Annotated in this window: 14 protein-coding genes; 6 read left to right on the top strand and 8 right to left on the bottom strand. The window is 41.0% G+C overall.

Annotated elements, in window-relative coordinates; all coding sequences use genetic code 11:
- Positions 1–22: 22 nt before the first annotated feature.
- Genes V7K61_RS33290 through V7K61_RS33280 form a run of 3 tightly spaced genes read left to right on the top strand, consistent with a single transcriptional unit; the run spans position 23 to position 5,426 of the window.
- Positions 23–1,414, top strand: coding sequence for a hypothetical protein (locus V7K61_RS33290; protein ID WP_335060381.1), 1,392 nt, complete (start codon positions 23–25; stop codon positions 1,412–1,414).
- Between the two features lie 11 nt (positions 1,415–1,425).
- Positions 1,426–4,731 carry a type I restriction endonuclease subunit R gene (locus tag V7K61_RS33285; protein WP_335060379.1) on the top strand — a complete coding sequence of 1,102 codons (3,306 nt, stop codon included), beginning with the start codon at positions 1,426–1,428 and terminating at the stop codon, positions 4,729–4,731.
- A complete protein-coding gene (locus V7K61_RS33280; protein ID WP_335060377.1) occupies positions 4,728–5,426 on the top strand; it encodes a M48 family metallopeptidase in 699 nt (232 codons plus the stop codon). Before V7K61_RS33285 ends, V7K61_RS33280 begins: the two co-directional genes overlap by 4 nt.
- Before the next feature lie 20 nt (positions 5,427–5,446).
- Here V7K61_RS33280 and V7K61_RS33275 read toward each other — a convergent pair whose 3' ends face one another.
- The 3 genes from V7K61_RS33275 to V7K61_RS33265 are packed head-to-tail and all read right to left on the bottom strand — an operon-like array spanning position 5,447 to position 8,499.
- Positions 5,447–5,959: a TniQ family protein gene (locus V7K61_RS33275; protein WP_335060375.1), complete on the bottom strand. Its 513-nt coding sequence runs from the start codon at positions 5,957–5,959 to the stop codon at positions 5,447–5,449.
- Entirely contained in the window at positions 5,959–6,795 is an 837-nt protein-coding gene (locus V7K61_RS33270) for a TniB family NTP-binding protein (protein WP_335060373.1), read from the bottom strand. The genes V7K61_RS33275 and V7K61_RS33270 overlap by 1 nt, the downstream gene beginning before the upstream one ends.
- A 3-nt stretch (positions 6,796–6,798) precedes the next feature.
- Positions 6,799–8,499 (bottom strand): Mu transposase C-terminal domain-containing protein, encoded by a 1,701-nt coding sequence (locus tag V7K61_RS33265; RefSeq protein ID WP_335060371.1) that lies wholly within the window; start codon positions 8,497–8,499, stop codon positions 6,799–6,801.
- Positions 8,500–9,180: 681 nt separating this feature from the next.
- Here V7K61_RS33265 and V7K61_RS33260 point away from each other — a divergent pair.
- Entirely contained in the window at positions 9,181–9,435 is a 255-nt protein-coding gene (locus V7K61_RS33260; RefSeq protein WP_335060369.1) for a hypothetical protein, read from the top strand.
- Between the two features lie 62 nt (positions 9,436–9,497).
- On the opposite strand, the gene V7K61_RS33255 is transcribed toward V7K61_RS33260, so the two are convergent.
- Together V7K61_RS33255 and V7K61_RS33250 are read right to left on the bottom strand one after the other, a co-directional pair.
- On the bottom strand, positions 9,498–10,589 hold the full coding sequence (locus tag V7K61_RS33255; RefSeq protein ID WP_335060367.1) for a nucleotidyltransferase domain-containing protein: 1,092 nt from the start codon (positions 10,587–10,589) through the stop codon (positions 9,498–9,500).
- Positions 10,590–10,906: 317 nt separating this feature from the next.
- The gene (locus V7K61_RS33250) at positions 10,907–11,140 is read right to left on the bottom strand and encodes a Nif11-like leader peptide family natural product precursor (protein ID WP_335060365.1); all 234 of its coding nucleotides are present in this window, start codon (positions 11,138–11,140) and stop codon (positions 10,907–10,909) included.
- Between the two features lie 556 nt (positions 11,141–11,696).
- Between V7K61_RS33250 and rplU the strand changes: the two genes are divergently transcribed.
- Together rplU and rpmA are read left to right on the top strand one after the other, a co-directional pair.
- Positions 11,697–12,104 carry a 50S ribosomal protein L21 gene (gene rplU, locus V7K61_RS33245; RefSeq protein WP_335060448.1) on the top strand — a complete coding sequence of 136 codons (408 nt, stop codon included), beginning with the start codon at positions 11,697–11,699 and terminating at the stop codon, positions 12,102–12,104.
- Positions 12,105–12,131: 27 nt separating this feature from the next.
- On the top strand, positions 12,132–12,428 hold the full coding sequence (gene rpmA / locus V7K61_RS33240) for a 50S ribosomal protein L27 (RefSeq protein WP_099099325.1): 297 nt from the start codon (positions 12,132–12,134) through the stop codon (positions 12,426–12,428).
- Positions 12,429–12,463: 35 nt separating this feature from the next.
- Here the strand turns inward: rpmA and V7K61_RS33235 are convergent, their stop codons facing one another.
- From V7K61_RS33235 to V7K61_RS33225, 3 genes are all read right to left on the bottom strand, one after another.
- A complete protein-coding gene (locus tag V7K61_RS33235; protein WP_335060363.1) occupies positions 12,464–12,682 on the bottom strand; it encodes a hypothetical protein in 219 nt (72 codons plus the stop codon).
- A gap of 48 nt (positions 12,683–12,730) precedes the next feature.
- Positions 12,731–14,530, bottom strand: a complete 1,800-nt coding sequence (locus V7K61_RS33230; protein WP_335060360.1) for an iron uptake porin — start codon at positions 14,528–14,530, stop codon at positions 12,731–12,733.
- A gap of 780 nt (positions 14,531–15,310) precedes the next feature.
- Positions 15,311–17,047, bottom strand: coding sequence for a diflavin flavoprotein (locus V7K61_RS33225; protein WP_335060358.1), 1,737 nt, complete (start codon positions 17,045–17,047; stop codon positions 15,311–15,313).
- Positions 17,048–17,098 lie beyond the last annotated feature (51 nt).

Here is a 17,098-nt window from a genome sequence, read left to right as displayed (position 1 = left end):
ATTTAAAAGGAAATAAATTTAAATGAGTGAGCGTTTAGCTGATTTGGACGAGTTAGTGCTTCGTTGCCGTGATAAGTCCACAAAAGAATATATTCAAGAAGCCGTTACTTGCTACCGAGCAGGAGCTTTTCGCTCTTGCATTGTATCAACCTGGAACGCAGTAGTTTATGACTTTATTCATAAACTGCGCCAACTTGAACAAACTGGGCATAGTAATGCCAAGCAAAAATTAGAAGAATTTGAAGAATTACGTGCTAATCAAGACAATATTAATAACCTCATTAAAATCCTTGCATTTGAAAAAAGTGTTCCTGACCTAGCCTTAAGAGAATATGAGTTTATTTCTCCTCTAGAATACTCTGACTTAAAAAGATTACTAGAAGACAGAAATAGATGTGCTCATCCTTCAATGCAGTCTCTGGAAGAAACATTTCAAGCTTCTGCTGAATTAGCACGTTATCATTTACGCAATGCTGTTATCTATCTTTTACAACATCCTCCAGTTCAAGGCAGAGCTGCTTTAAAAACTATATGGGATCAGATTAGTGCTGAACTTTTTCCAATCGATGTAGATGAGGCAGTCATAACTTTACGCGGTGGCCCTTTAGATCGCGCTCGTAGACCTTTGGTTCGTGGAGTACTAATTGGATTGACAAAAGATTTACTACTTACTGACCGACCAAAAGCAGAACGTAATCGTCAGGTTGCCGCACTCCAAGCAACATCAAAGATGTACTTTGAAGAATCAGAAGATATTCTTAAAACTGAGTTATCAAAAATTGCTGATGGAATCAGTGACCAAAACTGGGCAAAGTTCGTCAGTTATCTACGTCATATAAAAGCTTGGGAATTTTTAAGTGAAGCGCATCAAACAAAAACTCGAAGATTTATTGAAAATGTTGATAATGCTGCGGTTATAGCAGTATTGCTTGATGCAATAAATGTCAAGGAATTGAGAATGATTGCCTTGGAAAGAGTAAAACAGCTTTCTCCTGAAGCCTTGCTTCAAAACTTTCAAAACGAATTATCACTTAATGAAATACTACCAATTGTAAAAGATTATATACAGTCCGTTGTTGAGATATTTATAAATTCTTCGTATGGAGTAGCTCAAGCTAATGGAGAAAATTTGCTTTTAGTAGCACCTTTACTTACTACTGAGCAAATGCTAATGGTATTGCAAGCATTTTGTGATAATGAGAGGATACATTCAGCTTTAGGAATACCTGAAATATTTCAGCAACTATTTCGTCAAACTCTCCACTTAGCTGAATCGGTAAAACTAGGTTGGTTATCAGTGCGTAAAATGATTGATAAGGATTATTTTAAGAGAGTCACATCTATTACCGCTTTAAAGGAACAAATAGATTTGCAGTTTCCAGACTTCCTTTCAGACACTAATGCTAATAGATAGGAAGGTAAGCAATGAATTGCACCCCTACAGAGTACAGCCAGGTTGAAATTCCTCTAGTTAACCAACTCAAAGTTATGGGTTGGCACCATCTCGCAGGTGACATTGATGTTCCTTACCTCACTGAAAGGCAAAGCTTCCGAGATGTACTATTAACGGAAAGACTGCACAAAGCCATCTACCAAGTAAACCTTGATGATCATGGACAACCCTGGCTCGACGATGGTCGAATCAACACAGCCATCGGTACTCTAGAACGCTTGGGAACAGCCAAACTGATGGAAGCAAATCAGATAGCCACAGATTTGCTACTTAAAGGAACTGTAGTAGAAGGTGATCCGCAACGCGATGGTGGTAGAGATCAGACAGTTCGCTTTATTGATTTTGACCATCCTGAACACAATGATTTCCTAATTATCAACCAATTTCGCGTAGATGTTCCAGGTGGCCGCACTTATATTGTTCCTGATATTGTTTTATTCGTAAATGGCATCCCGCTAGTAGTAATTGAGTGCAAAAGCCCCTCCGCAACAGAACCAATGGCAGAAGGGATTACTCAGTTGCGGCGCTACTCCAACCAACGCGAAGAAATTGCAGATGATGAAGGGGCAGAAAGACTATTTCATTACAATCAATTCTTGATTGCCACATTTTTCCATGCAGCCAGAGTTGGCACAATTGGCGCATCCTATGAACGTTACCTCGAATGGAAAGACACCAGTCCCGTGCCAATGGCTGAAGTTGCAGCATCATTGGGTGAGACAAAACTAAGCAGCCAGCAAATCTTAGTCGCAGGAATGCTGCGTCCAGCCCACTTACTTGATATTATTCGCAACTTTACTCTGTTTCAGCAATCGGGTGGTAAAAATATCAAAATTGTAGGTCGCTACCAGCAGTTTAGAGCCGTACAGGAAGCAGTTCGCCGCTTACAAAACGGTCAAACTCGCCGTCAAAATGGTGAAAACGACCAACGAGGGGGTATTATCTGGCACACCCAAGGCTCAGGCAAAAGCTTGACAATGGTGTTCTTGGTACGAAAACTGAGGACTTTAGCAGCTTTACGTCGTTTGAAAGTGGTTGTAGTAACAGACAGAGTGGATCTAGAAAAACAACTTAGCAATACTGCCAGTCTTACCAATGAAACAGTCCTAAGAGCAAGCAACACCGAGGAATTAAAGGAACTGCTGCGTCAATCTAGTCCAGATTTAATCTTTGCCACAATTCAGAAATATCAACAGCGAGATGAGGATAGCGCCGACGATAGTAAAGCGGTATTACAATACATATCCAATAAACGAAATCCTAGCGATCGCAAAGCCGCAGAAAATTCTTCTAGCTACAACATCAATCCAAATATACGCCGTCTAGTAACCGAAACTGAGCAATTTCCCATCCTGAACGATTCTGAAGATATTCTAGTTTTGGTAGATGAAGCCCATCGCACCCAAGCTAGTCAGCTACACGCCAATTTGATGAGAGCGCTGCCTAATTGTGCCAAGATTGGCTTTACAGGGACTCCGATTTTGGTAGGCGATCGCAAGCGTACTAACGAAATTTTTGGTGAATTTATTGACAGCTACACCATTCAACAATCAGAGGCAGATGGCGCAACTGTGCCTATTCTTTACGAAGGACGCACTGCTGAAGCAGAGGTAGCAGATGGGCGATCGCTAGATCAACTCTTCGAGGATATGTTTTGCGATCGCACTCCTGAAGAATTAGCAGCAATCCGTGCTAAATATGCCACAGAAGGCAATGTTTTGGAAGCTCCAAAGCTAATAGCTGCTAAGGCAGAGGATATGCTGCGCCATTATGTTGATACCGTATTACCCAATGGATTCAAAGCCCAAATCGTTGCTAGCAGTCGTCTGGCAGCAGTGCGTTATCAAGAAGCCTTTGTTGCTGCACATCAAAAACTGGTGGCTCAGTTAGAGAATTTTAACCCTTCTCAACAATCGCAAAATCTCGAAACTGAGTTTTTAACACGTATCTATTCTCGAATAGAGCAAATCAAACAATTAGAGTTTGCAACTGTAATTTCCAGTGGACACAACGATAATCCAGCTTGGAAGCAGTGGAGTGACAAAGCCAAAGTAGAAGAGTACATCAACCGTTTTAAAAAACCATTGGTGCATACTGATTCAAGCAAACAAGATGGTCTTGCTTTTCTCATTGTCAAAAGTATGCTGCTAACTGGGTTTGATGCCCCAATTGAGCAAGTTTTGTATTTGGATCGCTCAATGCAAGGACATGAATTATTACAAGCGATCGCCCGTGTCAACCGCACCTACTCCTCTAAATCCTGTGGCTTTGTTGTAGACTACTACGGCGTTGCGCGACATCTTAAAAAAGCCCTGGCAGTTTATAGTGCTGAGGATATCCAAGGTGCTTTAATCAGCCTTAAGGATGAATTACCTAAGTTAGGCGATCGGCATCAGCGCGTGCTTGCAGTTTTCCAAGGACAGAATATTCATGATATTGCTGATGTCAATGCTTGCATTGATTTGCTGCGAGACATGAAAATCCGCGCTGAATTTGTAGTGAAGCTGAAGCAGTTTTTGGAAAGCTTAGATATTGTCATGCCCCGTCCAGAAGCATTACCTTACATACGGGACGCGAAAATTCTCGGTTACATCAACAAAGCTGCCGCTAACCTTTATCGTGATTTCCAACTCAATCTTTATGGCGCAGGAAATAAAGTGCGGCAACTTATAGATGAGTACATCGTAGCCAGTGGCATAGATCCTCAAGTCCCGCCAATCTCAATTATGGATACTGACTTTGAGAGTGCTGTCAGCGCTCGAACTTCAGACCGTGCCAAAGCATCCGAGATGGAACACGCTGCCCGCTACCATATCAGCAAAAACTTTCAGGAAGACCCAGCCTACTACAAAAAATTAAGCGAACGGCTAGAAGACATCCTAGAAAAGTTTCAGGATAAATGGGCAGAATTGGTGGAAGCACTACGCCAATTTACTCAAGATTTGCGGCAAGGTCGTCCAGAGGATGAAACTCAGCTTGACCCCAAGACCCAAGCACCATTTTTAGGCATCCTAGTAGAAGAAATTGGCTTAGACCAGGAATTGCTCAAGCCAGAACTTGACAAACTGGCAGCAATTACAGTGGAAATGGTGGAACATATCCGTCAGGAAATTCGGATAGTGGATTTCTGGAGAAATGCCCACGCTCAAAACGTCTTGCGGGGGTGGATTGTCCGCTTCTTAGATGACAACGATGTGATATCCTTCTCTCGACAGCAAGCAGTAAGCGATCGCATCGTAGAATTAGCCAAAGCCCTCCATGCAAGATTAACCACATGAGTGAGTCTCTGGTAATTGATGACTTATACTTTGTTTTGCACCGCAGTGACAAGCGCAAAACTGTAGGCATTACCATTGACCGGGGTGGAGAATTAATCCTTAATGCTCCCTCTGACTGTCCCCTGGAAATAATTGAGCAAATTGCCCAACAGAAGCGCTTTTGGATTTATACAAAATTAGCAGAAAAAGAATTACTCTGCCAAAATCGGTTTGAGAAAGAGTTTGTCAACGGTGAAGGATTTTATTATCTAGGTCGGAGTTACCGACTGTTGCTAGTACCACCAAAATTAGCAACTCCTCTACGCCTTTACCAAGGTCGATTTATGCTGAGGTCTAACGAACATAACCATGCTAGGGAGCATTTTATTCATTGGTACACACAACACGCTGAACTGTGGTTACAGCGTCGGCTTAACCTGTTCTCTACCAGACTTGGGGTAGCTCCCAGCATAATAAAAATCCGAGACTTGGGTTTCCGTTGGGGGTCATGTGGTAGTCAAGAAAATCTTTATTTTCATTGGTTAACTATCCTCCTACCACCGCGAATTATTGAATATATTATCGTTCATGAATTAGTGCATTTACATGAATCGCATCACAATACACAATTTTGGAGATATATAGAGCGTGTTCTGCCAGACTTTGTATTACGCAAGCAGTGGCTAGCTGAAAATGGAAGTCGTTTCGTATTATAAAAAACTACCTAAATAATTGTTTATTCATTAGTTATAGCTTTCTGAAATTCTGCCATTTCTGCAAATGGCAGAAAACATCGTTGACACCATCCATCCACCCACAATGCTGGAACCTTAAACCTTGCCCCACAGTTTGGGCATTCTGAAAGCAAGTTTAACTTGTGGCGATCGCACCCCTGTATTACCTTCAACTGCCATTCAATCTTGTGACATGGTGAATTAATATAACAAGCAGCGCATAACCGAATCGGCTCCATTTTCATTCCCACCCCAGCAGGTGGTAACATCTGCACTAACCTATCGACATCAACCCCCACTACAACAGCCAATGCTTCCAACTGCTGCTGAGAAGGAGGGGGATTAAACCGAAACTTTTCCCAACGTGCGATCGCACCCCCAAGTCCTGCGGCTTTACCTAACCCAGTAGGGGTTAAATCATTTGCCCGTCGAAAACGTCCTAAAAAGTGACTCAGGCTTTCTCCTTGATATGGTTGAACTCTAAACAGCCAAGGCTTAATATTTTCCACTTCCATCACTTGTACTCAGCAGCTACTTCCTTCAAAGTTTCCAAGTCAATTTTTTGCAGTCCTTTTTTTAAAGCCCGAATTGCAGTCTCTCGGAGAATCATATCCATCAAACCGATATAACCTCCAGTTGCTTCTCCTAACGTCTTCAACATCGTCTTACTCGAAAGGTTGGAAGCAACTGGCAATTTCAGTATTTGTTTCTCCCAAATATCTACCGTTCGCTTAAAATCTTCCCCTGACATCTTTCCAAAACGGTGACAAGACCGAAAACGGTTGTAAACCTGCTCATCGCGCTTAATCACTGCATCTAAGCGGTCAGTTCCTACCAAAATCACTGCTATTTCCAACCTGTCAAAAATATCACGCACTTCCGCAAAAGTTTTCGGCTTAAAGCGGTCAGCTTCATCAATAATCAACATTTCTACCCCGCAACCTTTAAGAACCCGCAGTGTTCTATCTCGAATTTCTGCCACTGTTCCTTTAGTTACTTGATATTTCAAATGCTCCATAATTACCCCAAAGAATTCCTTAGCACCGCACTCCTGGGGAATTTGGATATAAGCCACAGGTACAGTTGGGGGTTTTCCTGCAACTTGAGAGGGTTTATTCCTAAGCCTATAGGCATCACAACCCATTGTTTTTCCCGTTCTCGACTCACCTACCACACGTCCAGATTGTCTTGATTGCCGCTTTCCTTCCAACCAATCATGGAGAATTTGCACTTGTTCAAGTGGGACAAAACCTTTACGATTTAATCGTTGAATCTCCGCCTGTAATTGTTCACTATTAACGGGAATATCACCCAATTGTTGGGCGACTGCTTGGGCTTCTTTTGAAGTCATTTTCTAAAATCCGTAATCTTCACGCATTTGTTCGTAATCAAAAACTTCCGGCATCTCAGGTTCGCTATCAATAGATACCGCCTCTACTGATGACTCTGGCTCAACAGGTATAAGTTGTTTAGATTTTTTGACCTCAACCTGTTCTACTTTCTGACGCTCTTTTTTGGTTTTCTTTTGAGTTTGGAATGTTTCGCGTTCCCTAACTTCAGCCAAAATTGAGCGATTGCTCACAGCTTTACCCGCTTCTCTGACCTTACGGCTACTAGCTTTTGCTTCATCTAGAGATAATTCTTCTGTCTCCAAATCTTGAGCATAAGCACGAGCAATAAATACCTCTTTATCCCCTTCTATGCGATAAACCAAAATCGTTGTGATGTCTCTGGGGTCATATCGCAACACAACACTTTCCCCCGCATAACCCGCTAAGAGTTCACCTCTATACATCAAGTTTTCAAATTGCAGATATCCCCCGCGTTGAATTTGTCGCCGTGTTTGCTTCATTAAGCAAATATCCAAATCCCTCTCGGAAAGTAAATCGGGTGCTGCAATTAAACCAGATTCCCAGCGTTGAAATCTTGTCTGGTCGCCCATTCGAGCATCAAGTCGCTGGTTATAGTTATCAACGATGTAACGCACCAACATTTGCTCTAACTGCCGCAACGTTAAGCAAGCTTCTTTCTCCGCTTCCTCTGGTCGCTCTTGAACGTTTGAACCTGTATATCCCTGTAAAGTTGAGAATAATTCTGTATTTAGAGTTTTAAACGGACGCTCAACACTACCACCTTCAGATGGGCGATCGCGCAAATGACAAACAAATCCTAACTGCACTCCTATTTGCTGTAAATGGTTGGAACGAAAATCTTTACCCCCATCCGTATAAAAGTGTTGCGGCAAACCAGAAGTACCCCATTCTTCATTAAGTCCATATTCTGAACCATATTGCTTGGGCAAAATTGCATGACGTAACGCCAAAGCTACAACTTGAGAACTTGGTGCATAGTAGCCCAAGTTAATCCCTATAATGCAGCGCGAATAGCTATCAATAACCGTTGTTAACCAAGGACGACTTAGAATTTTGCCATGCTGGTCTACTAATAAAACATCAACAAGGGTATGGTCGCATTGCCAAACTTGGTTACTGTGTTCTATTTGTAAGTCTTTTCCATCACGAGTTTTAACTGATAGCCGCGAACCACGCCAACCCGGACTGCGAATACTTTTAGCTTGCTCAATTTTATCTATTAACGGCTGCAAAATTCGGTAAACCGTCATGTGGGAAGGATGCTTAACTCCCAGTTCGTCTGCTCTCGCCTTCACTCTAATAAATACCTGCTGGCGAGTCATCCTTTTACTTCCCTTATTACCCTCCTTATAAGTTTTCAATACAAACTCTTGCCAGTCTTCATCAACTCGATGTTTCCCTTTATCCATCCGTTGATTTTGCGCCAGTCCAGCCAAACCTTCCTGTTCCCATTTATCTACCAGCCGTCGCACTGTACGTACTGATTTACCAAGCTTCTCTGCCGCTTCTTTGAGCTTTTGAGTATATGTAGTGCGATCGCTATTTTCTAAAAGATTTTGAATCACCTTCATTTTCAGCAAAGCTTCATCTGAAAGTTTAGAAACTATAACGTTTGCTTCAGCGTTAACATCTGCGGAGCTTGCCCAAGTCGTAGAGGTTGTAGAAGATTCTGCATTTTCCATACAGTGTTTTATCAAAACATAGTTGTACTATACTATTAAAGTGACAAATAATTTGTTAATTTATGAAAACTCATGATTTTTCCAGGTTTTTGGGAAATGACAATTAAATTGTGAAATATCTGGTATTTGACATCTAATTAGTGAATACCAACTTAGATGGGTATAACTCTCTTAAATAGGAGAAACCCTGACATAATCCTTGTTATGCCAGGGTTTTAGGTATTTATAATATTGTGACAATATTTTGTTAAATTGACAAATAATTAGTTAATGTACATAATTTTCTCTCAGTTTTCTCTCACGGGATAAAACCAATCTATCTTATGAGACAGAATTACAACGGATAGCTGGAATACAGAAAAATTATATGTCAGACTTATTAATATAATTTTTGGTTATAACTCATTTATAAAACCTCTCTCTGATAATTCCTAAGAACTTGCTAGAAAATTTTTAATATAATTTATACCAAACTTGACTTTTTTACTATTTTGTGTATCAAGTTGGTTTCATAGTGGTGCTGTCTCTGCGTTAGAGTGCTATCACCTATATATAGGGGCATGTACTTTAGTGTGCAAAAAGTTGCATACCTTACATACTTCAGTATATTTTCATCGAACTTTTTATGCTTGCTAGGGAATCTAAAGGAAACGGGACTCCTAATTAAAAAGAGGCTGTTCAATGACTAGTTCGGCGTTGAGCCATGCCTGGAACCGAGACGGGAAAAACCAGACCGGAGTAGTGAGGAAGTTATCAAATCAGGAAAAAATCCCCTACTTAAACCCTTACGCTACCAGGCACACTTTTGCAACTTGGGCGATCGCGTCTGGTAACTCCCCCGACAGAGTTGCCTACTGGATCGGAGACGATGTAAATACGGTACTTCGCTATTACGTTCACCCAGAAGCTACTAAGGGCGAATGCCCAGATTTTTGATGATTAACCGCGACTCATCCGCTACTCAAAAATATTTAATGAGACATGAGAAACACGGGCTATTAATGCCAATTCTGCATTTCCACCAATTCCATACACAACTCATTAATTTGCTCCAAATCAGGTTTATGAGGTAGGGCAGATTGTTCGCAAACAACTTCCATTTCGGCGACCAAATCTTCTGCTATTTTCATCACCTGTTCATAAGAATACTCACCTTTTAAAATAGCTTTTAAATCTTCAACATCACCAGCTATTCTCCTATCTACAATCACTTCACCTCGCCGCAATATTTCTACTCCACTGCGTAATAATCTAATGCAGTGCATTCCATGTTTGAGGTCAAAACCCGACTTTCTTTCCATTTCTGCCCTAGCCGGATTTCTATTTTCCTGCCAAGATAAGTAAGCCTTCCATTCTCTTAAAGCAATTTGATAGCTTTGGCTTTTCTGAAGCAGACGAATAAAATCTTTACGGCTATTGGTTAACTTTTGGGTATATTCCAAAGTTTCATCAGGTAAAGTATATTGTTTTAACACTCCTTTAAAATCAATATCTGCTGTCAGCAACTGATATAATTGTTCCGCTTCTTCTAAAAACTCAATCCGTCCTCTGATTAAGTTATAAAGATACTCCAGAAAAGCATTTAACTCATCTTTGCTAAGAGGTGCTTCATCTTCTATAGCGAAGTCAGATGGTATCGGTTTTTTTTGCGGTGGTTTTAACAACCACTTACGATGAGTTTCCATCTTTTTGATTTGGGCAAAGGCATAACCAGTGTAAGTATGTTTTACCTTCTTGCTCAAAAATAACTGTTTATGATTAATTAAATGCTGTCCGACTGCGCTTAAAAAAGGATAATTATTTAACCAGAGTAATTCTAAAACATTGGGGTTCGCGCCAGCTAATAATTGGAGAATTTTTCTTAATTCATATATAACTGTGTCTTTGTTACCATCAACGAATGGAAATATCCCCGGTTCATCCCAACCAGTATCTTTTTGTTCTATCCGATCAAATCCCAAGTAGTACCTTTTAGGTGCAATAAATACTCCCCGATAATCAAAGTCGGAATCAGGGCGATTTAAACCATAGCCGTGGCTACCAGCTAAACCAATTAAAATAGTTCTTTGCTCAACTTCTATTCTTTTCATATCACCTGATTAAAATATAGTCATCCTAACTCATCAGTTAAGCTGGTGGCGAGATGGAGAGTAGAGAAAGGATTTTTAACTCTCTTCAGATATTCCGTAGATAATGTCACAGCAGAAAGACAGATGACGATCGCTACATAACAGCCCTACTTAATCATTCGCGAACAATAAAATCCCCAACTTCTCTAAGAAGTCAGGGATCTGAGTTTTGTATTTAACAAGAATACCCCTAAATGAAATGATGCAACGGTATCCCCTTGAGTAGCAAAACTTGTCAATTCAGTTATTCTTACACTTTCGGTTTCCTAGAACAGAAATTATCTAGGATAAATGTGGCGTCTAGTCCCCCATCCTGGATTGACAATGGCGGCTAAATCTTCTTCAGATAATTTGCTAATCTCACTATCCAGTTCTCTGTCCGTGAAATCATAGCCACGCTCTTGAGCAATTTTGATAAAGGCGTCTGGATCGGCTGTTGCTTTGAGTCTTTGCTGTAACGCTTGATCTTGTTTTATAGCTTGAAAAAGTCGGGCAGCATTTTGCTGTGTCATGACAATCAATCTCCTGTTTGAAATATCAGGTTTGAATGTGATAGTTTAACTCTTGAGGATTCACTAACTTTTGTAAAGAATTTATAAATGAGATTCCTTATATTTCATCTTAAAACAAAGAAGAAAAATGTGTTGATTTTGATAAAAAAATATAACTTTAAAACTAATATTAACGTTAATTTCTTGTAAAATCAGCCCTAAGATAGTAGCAATTTTTATCTAACAATAATTAAGTCTGCTTTCTTGTAAATACAATTTACATTACTGCGGGTGAGCGATGCTCATGACGACTATTGGCTAATTCCTCCCCACTCTTGGAAAATGAGCGATCGCACAGAGTAATTAACTGATTTTTCATCTTCAGGTTGACCAGACAGCAATGCCAAACCCGAAAAATCCTATTAAAGCTTGACTTGACGCCTATGAATAAAATAGTATGTTAGATTGTCTGTCTAATTCCTGCTCGGATCAGGTAGACATATTACAAAGGCTGGCAAAAGCATCTCTACAGGAGATAAAAACCAGCTACCTGTACGGCAACCTCAAGGACAATTCCATGACCTACGCGATTATTGAAACTGGCGGCAAACAAATACGAGTAGAGCCAGGGCGGTTTTACGACATTGAACTGCTGGCGATCGAACCAGATGAAAAAGTTACAATAGATGCCGTATTACTCGTGCAGCACGATGGCGAAGTCACCATTGGACAGCCATTAGTGACGGGGGCAACTGTAGAAGGGACTGTAATGCGACATTACAGAGGTCGTAAAGTCCTGGTATACAAAATGAAGCCGAAAAAGAAAACCCGCAAAAAACGGGGGCATCGTCAGGAAATTACCAGACTTATGATTGACTCCATCACCCTCAACGGTGCAGTGTTTGCTGCCCAAGGAGAACCGGAGAAGGAAACCCCCATTATAGATAACAGTCCTGCCGAAGAAGTTGAAACCGCTGCTGAATAATAAGAAGAAGATACACAAGAGGAAATTATGGCTCATAAGAAAGGAACAGGTAGTACACGCAACGGTCGTGATTCTAATGCCCAACGTCTGGGTGTCAAACGTTATGGCGGTCAAGTTGTACGTGCAGGAAACATTCTCGTGCGTCAACGCGGCACCAAATTCCACCCTGGTAACAACGTCGGTATTGGTAGCGATGACACTTTGTTTGCCTTAATCGACGGTGTTGTAATGTTTGAGAGAAAGGGCAAAACTCGTAAAAAAGTTAGTGTTTATTTACCCATAACTGCTGCTGAGGCAGCTCCTGCTGAAGCAGTAGCAAGTTAGAGTATCAGGGTGGGTATCCTGCCGTTGGTGTCAAGTCAAGTTAAGGCATCAGCAGCCGTTCGTCGGTGACGTTGACGGACGGCTTTAACCAAGCTCATCGAACAATAAGAGTAATCCAAGTAAAAAAATGCCCAATTGTCATTGCGTTCGCCCTTGGCGTTCCCGAAGGGTACGAAGCGAAGCAATCCCAGTCTTTGCGATTGCTTCGCTTCGCTCTCAATGACGGGTTTTGGATCATTTATTTTTTGGAACACTCTAATGTTCGACAAGCCTCAAAATATTTTCAATGTGACTCCAGTCTTCTAGAAAGTAAAAGTAGTGCGAAGTGCGCCTACAATTGCTGTGTCATTAGCACTAAACCCTTCCGGGCTAAAGATGAAATATACACCAGGGGTAATGGAGATATTGTCATTAACCCGATAATTATAAAACGTTTCTAAATGATAGGGAGTCGCGTCTTCTGGACGAGAAGCAATTCCCGCTACAGATTCTCGGTAAAGTGGCTGTCCAAAAATGACGGCGGCGGTGTTCCCTTCATGGAATATATCTCTAAAATGCAACCCAGCCGACCAGCTACTAAAGGTTGTAGAGGCATCTACATTCGAGAGATTAGCAAAAAGCAATGCACCTGATAGCGACAAGGATGTTTTCGGTGCAAACCGCCACGTTACCGTTGCACCCACAGAATTTACATTGATTGGCTCATCAAGAGTTGCTAGTGTCGCGTCACCACCAAACCTCGCTAGTTGTGCTGCATTGGGAGTAAATCGAATAGAAGCAATATCAGCGCTACCCAAGCCTGTACCTAGAATGTTAATTGTGTGGTAGCTGTGTGCATAGTTGATGCCGATATCAATAGTTGAGATTGGTTTGAGGGTTAGCTGGGCAGCAATTGCTTGTGTACCGTTAAAGACACCTGCTCCCAAAGGTGTGTTCAAAAGACCGCGATCTTCTGATATTGGAGCCGAACCACTACCATAGATAACTCCAAGTCCGACTTGTTTTGAAGGATTCCACAAGAAACCAGCACCCGCTAATAAACCCGTACCAGAAGTGCCTCCTGTAATTCTGACAGCAGCGTTATAACCTGCAAATCGAGAGATTGCACCTTGGCTATCGCTGGCGTAGGGAGTAATGGCAGGAAAAACATCTGTAATCTCTGCATTGGTTCCAGCAAAGACAACCAATTTCTGAGACAACGGTAAGACATAAGCTAGCTTGTAAAGACTAACTGAGTTTGCTCCGCCGTCGGGTTGTAATGTCTGAGGGTTAAAACCAGAAAATTGAGGTTCAAAACTTAACTTGGTTGAGCCTGCGCCAAAAGAACTTGAATTCGGCAGTAATTGGCCTTGAATGGTTCCTCTTTCATAAAATGAACCGCTCGATCTGAAGTTGTAAGCTTGGAGTCCAACAATCAACAAATCACTGCCGTTAAAGCTGCTGGTAAGATTGAGCCGGACGCGATTATTGAAGGCTAATTTAGCATCTTGGCTACCTGGTTCTCCACCTGTCGCTGTGGACAAAGAAAAAATCGCTTCGCCATTAAGTTTAGTTGTGGTAGAAAACTGTTGCTTTTCTAAGGTAGCTGTGTGAGTTTCTAAGGCATCTACTCGACCACGCAATGTTGCAAGTTCAGATGCAAATTGTTCTTGAAGTTTTTGGAGAGTAGTTAAATCTTCTTTTTTAACTAAATCACCAGTGCTAGTAGCAATCAGTTCGTTGATTCTATCCAAGCAAGCATTCAATCCCGCAGCAAATTCATAACGGCTTAAGGCACGATTCCCTTTATAAGTACTGTCAGGATATCCGACAATGCAACCGTAACGTTCCACTACCGATTGCAGTGCTTGAAATGCCCAATCTGTTGTCTTAACATCAGATAATTGAGATACAGAATTTACTTGAGCGATCGCATTCGATTCTTGAAAATTAGAATTAGTTGAAACTCCGCTACTGTTGTCTTTGTCTGCGCTCTGAAAATTGTTTACAGGATTGTCTGCACTGAGTTGAGCATTTGCTGGAGATGCACCCAGTGAAATTAAAGCAGTAAGTAGGCATAGCCAACTGACTCTTTTCGTACACATTAACTTGTAGTAATTCATACCCATTCCTCACACACAAAATCAAACACCACGTTTTTTGTGAATACTAATTATTCACAAATTAAAGCTAACCAGCAAAAACAATCTCTCAAGAATTAAATACTCTTTTTGTTGAGAGTTTGTCGATTAAATATGCGAACTTATGCCGCACAAAATTACTTTGTACAGAGTTCAGATAGTAATATCTCAGTCGATGCATTTGCTGAGTATAATTACAGCTTTTATCAAGCTCAAAATTGCAATTTTAACAATTACTTAGTCATGAGTAAGGACTTCATTATTTGAAAAAATGCTTTTTGTAATTTTTAAACTACTTAAACTTTATATAGGAATCCGGTTTGATTTCTGAAAAAAATTAAGTATTTGTAGGGTGCGTTATGACTTTAGTCTAACGCACCAAAGCCTTTAAAATGGTGCGTTACGCTTCGCGATAACACACCCTACGTGTTGTTCAAAAATCAAATAGTAATCCTATAGATACACTATAGTTTTGATAAGTGCTACTTTACCATGTATTTTTTACAGAAATAAACATTTTTAAAGTTTTTACTATATAATACAAATAATATTTATATTATCAAATAATATTATTAAAAAATAGATTTTTGATAATATTAAAATATATAATCCGCTCATTCGTGCAATCAATAATGAGTTTATTTTCAGACGAAACAATGGCATTGTTAGCTAAAACAATGCCATTGCAACTCTAAAAGACTTGTGTGTATACCGTAGCTTTACAAAAAAAAGAGGTTTTTTAGCCAACAGTGAACAGTCAGATTAATAATAGCTGCCAGATTTCCGATGTTCCAATGCTGTGACACCATCATTTTCTAACACTTCACCGCGATCGATGACGGCATAAATTAACCATCGATCGCCACATTCAAGCTGATTTTGCACTGTACATTCTAAATAGGCTAATGCCTCATTCAAAATCAGACAACCATTCAGAGCAGTTTTTGTAGCAAGATTCGCAAAGGGATTATCCCCTAAAGTGCTATGACGAGAAAAGTAGCGGCGGACATTTCTTCCTTCTTTAAGGATATTCAGCACAAATTTATCGCCAGGATGATGCATTAAATCTGCATTTTGCTCGTTAGCGATCGCAATCATAATTCCTGGTGGGTTAAAAGTTGCCTGAGATACCCAAGAAGTTAAAACCCCTTTGTGAGTTTCTTCATCACGAGTTGTCACAACACAAAGAGAACCAACGATCCGCCCCACTGCTTGTTCGGTACGATCTACATGGGTTTCTGTCATAACCTGGCGCGAAGTCCGCAGTTTTTTAGTTTTCTTCAAGTTTTGGGCAAAAAAAGCACCGGCTTCTTGACACTGCTGAAGAATCTCAGGAGTCGGACTGAAACGCACCCGAATTGTTTCAAACCCTAGTTGATAATTTGCATCTTTGAGCTTGCTTTCGATTAAATCTATTGCCTCGCCACTCCAGCCATAAGAACCAAACACCCCAGCTAACTTAGTTTTAGCCGCTACCGAGAGGACGATTCCTAAAGCAGTTTGAACTTGAGTCGGTGCATGGCCGCCTAATGTGGGTGAGCCGATAATCAAGCCATCGCAGGATTCTACAATGCGGTTAATCTCCGCAGAATCGGCTAGTTCACAGTTGATTGATTCTACATTAACTCCATTTTGAATCAAACCTTGAGCGATCGCATTCGCCATAATTGCTGTATTTCCATAAGCAGAAGCATAAAGCAAAGCGACACTCAATTCTTGAGATTTTTGTCCTTGGCACCATTGACGGTAATCATAGGTAAAACGACTCAGGCTGTAACGCACAACTGGCCCGTGTGCTGGGGCATAACATCTGGCTCCCAAAAGCGATATTTTATCTAAGGCTACTTCAACTTGTTTCGCTTGGGGCGCATGGAGACATTCAAAATAGTAGCGACGTTCCGCATCTAATCCCTTCCAATCTTCATCAAATAAAGTATCTTCGCAAATATGAGCGCCGAAAAGTTTGTCTGTGTAGAGTATTTTTGTAGCGGCATCGTAGGTACAAAGTCCATCCGCCCACCGAGGAGTTGGTACAGTAATAAATGATAGAAGATGTCCTTGTCCTAAATTTAGAGTATCCTGCGATCGCATCGCTTGAATAGGTGATTCAAATTCGGGAAAGGCAGCTTTGAGAGCATTGGCGGCGGGGCGAGAACAAATGAGAGTGGCTTGAGGAACCAGAGAGAGCAATACTTGCAAGGTTGCTCTGCGGTTCGGGTTGACATGACTGAGAACAATGTAATCGAGGGAGATGAAATCTAGACGTTGTGCTAGTTGCTCAAGGTAAATTTCGGTAAAAGATTCGCCGGGAGGGTCAATTAAAGCCTTTTTATCAGCTTGAATCAGATAAGAATTCGCTGTAGTTCCCCGTTGACGGGAATATTCCACCTCAAATTTTAATCTGTCCCAAGTTCGCGATCGCAAAATCAGAGTATTTTTACCAATTTCAGCAACTTGTACATCTCTGCTATGGTTGGGCATTAATGTGGCAGCAGACATAATAACCTCTCTTAATATGGGCATGGGGCATTGGGCATGGCAGAAGATTCA

The sequence above is a fragment of the Nostoc sp. genome, assembly GCF_036918015.1.
Classification (GTDB): domain Bacteria; phylum Cyanobacteriota; class Cyanobacteriia; order Cyanobacteriales; family Nostocaceae; genus Nostoc.
The sequence above is the reverse complement of the archived record's forward strand: the minus strand, read 5'-3'. Positions and strand labels throughout refer to the sequence as shown.

Coding starts and splice junctions, on each gene's coding strand:
- V7K61_RS33290 (WP_335060381.1), top strand. CDS start 23: ATGAGTGAGCGTTTAGCTGATTTGGACGAGTTAGTGCTTCGTTGCCGT.
- V7K61_RS33285 (WP_335060379.1), top strand. CDS start 1,426: ATGAATTGCACCCCTACAGAGTACAGCCAGGTTGAAATTCCTCTAGTT.
- V7K61_RS33260 (WP_335060369.1), top strand. CDS start 9,181: ATGACTAGTTCGGCGTTGAGCCATGCCTGGAACCGAGACGGGAAAAAC.
- V7K61_RS33265 (WP_335060371.1), bottom strand. CDS start 8,499: ATGGAAAATGCAGAATCTTCTACAACCTCTACGACTTGGGCAAGCTCC.
- V7K61_RS33255 (WP_335060367.1), bottom strand. CDS start 10,589: ATGAAAAGAATAGAAGTTGAGCAAAGAACTATTTTAATTGGTTTAGCT.
- rpmA (WP_099099325.1), top strand. CDS start 12,132: ATGGCTCATAAGAAAGGAACAGGTAGTACACGCAACGGTCGTGATTCT.
- V7K61_RS33275 (WP_335060375.1), bottom strand. CDS start 5,959: ATGGAAGTGGAAAATATTAAGCCTTGGCTGTTTAGAGTTCAACCATAT.
- V7K61_RS33250 (WP_335060365.1), bottom strand. CDS start 11,140: ATGACACAGCAAAATGCTGCCCGACTTTTTCAAGCTATAAAACAAGAT.
- rplU (WP_335060448.1), top strand. CDS start 11,697: ATGACCTACGCGATTATTGAAACTGGCGGCAAACAAATACGAGTAGAG.
- V7K61_RS33280 (WP_335060377.1), top strand. CDS start 4,728: ATGAGTGAGTCTCTGGTAATTGATGACTTATACTTTGTTTTGCACCGC.
- V7K61_RS33230 (WP_335060360.1), bottom strand. CDS start 14,530: ATGAATTACTACAAGTTAATGTGTACGAAAAGAGTCAGTTGGCTATGC.
- V7K61_RS33270 (WP_335060373.1), bottom strand. CDS start 6,795: ATGACTTCAAAAGAAGCCCAAGCAGTCGCCCAACAATTGGGTGATATT.
- V7K61_RS33225 (WP_335060358.1), bottom strand. CDS start 17,047: ATGTCTGCTGCCACATTAATGCCCAACCATAGCAGAGATGTACAAGTT.